Raw genomic sequence first — 1,134 nt, forward strand, 5'->3', positions numbered from 1 at the left:
TTGTCACGAGCAACTACGACCAGTTGCACCATTTCATTGCCGACGGTGTCTGGGACGCGACGCCGCTGGAGACAGAGCTGCTCAACCAGGCGGACCGACTCGTCGGCGGCAGGGATGCGGTGCTGGTTATTGATGACACCTCACTGCCGAAGAAGGGTGAGCGATCGGTCGGTGTTGCGGCGCAATACGCATCGGCTCTCGGTAAAACTGCAAATTGCCAAACGCTGGTGTCTTTAACGCTTGCGCGCGGCGAAGTGCCAGTGATGGTCGCGTTACGTCTCTTTCTGCCTGACAGCTGGACAAGCGACATGCCCCGTTTGAAGCGCGCTCGCGTGCCAATCGAACACCGAACGCCACGGTCCAAGCCGGAGATCGCTTTGGCCGAGATTGACCGCGCGATGGCAGCCAACATGCGCTTTGGATGTGTGCTGGCGGATGCAGGATACGGCCTCAGCGCACCGTTTCGACAAGGGCTAACAGAGCGCGGGCTGGCCTGGGCGGTCGGTATCCCTCGGCACCAGAAAGTGTATCCCGTCGATGTGAAGCTCATTTGGCCGATCACCAAAGTCCGTGGCAAACCACGAAAGCACCACGTGCCCGATATCTTATCGATTGCGGCAGAACAAATGCTGGCCAGCGCCAAATGGAAAACCGTGAGTTGGCGTAGCGGGACGAAAGGTCGGCTCAAAGCCCGATTTGCTGCCCTCCGTGTCCGCACCGCCGACGGCCCTCCGCAGCGGATATGGGATAAAGGTCAGCAGCATCTCCCAGGCGACGAAGTCTGGCTCATTGGCGAGCAACGTGCCTCCGGGGAGAGCAAATACTATCTCGCCAATCTTCCGGCGACGACGGATCTGCGCACGCTGGCCGCCACCATCAAGGCACGGTGGATTTGTGAGCAGGCGCATCAACAGTTGAAGGAGGAGCTTGGACTTGATCACTTCGAAGGGCGATCATGGCAAGGTCTTCATCGCCACGCCCTTATGACAATGATTGCCTACGCCTTCCTGCAACATCGTCGCCTCGCATACGCGGGGCGGAAAAAAAAGAATCAACGGGCCTCCGCCTCAACCAACCATGCCCGCCGTACGCCATGCCATCGTCGATCTCATCCTTCGGCCGCCGCCTCAGCAA

General features: G+C 59.4%; 1 protein-coding gene. It reads left to right on the plus strand.

Going from position 1 to position 1,134, the window contains the following annotated elements:
* A partial coding sequence (locus tag IF809_RS38585; protein WP_462840082.1) for an IS701-like element ISBj6 family transposase occupies positions 1-1,134 on the plus strand: 1,134 nt, incomplete at both ends.

It is taken from the genome of Bradyrhizobium sp. UFLA06-24 (assembly GCF_054967145.1).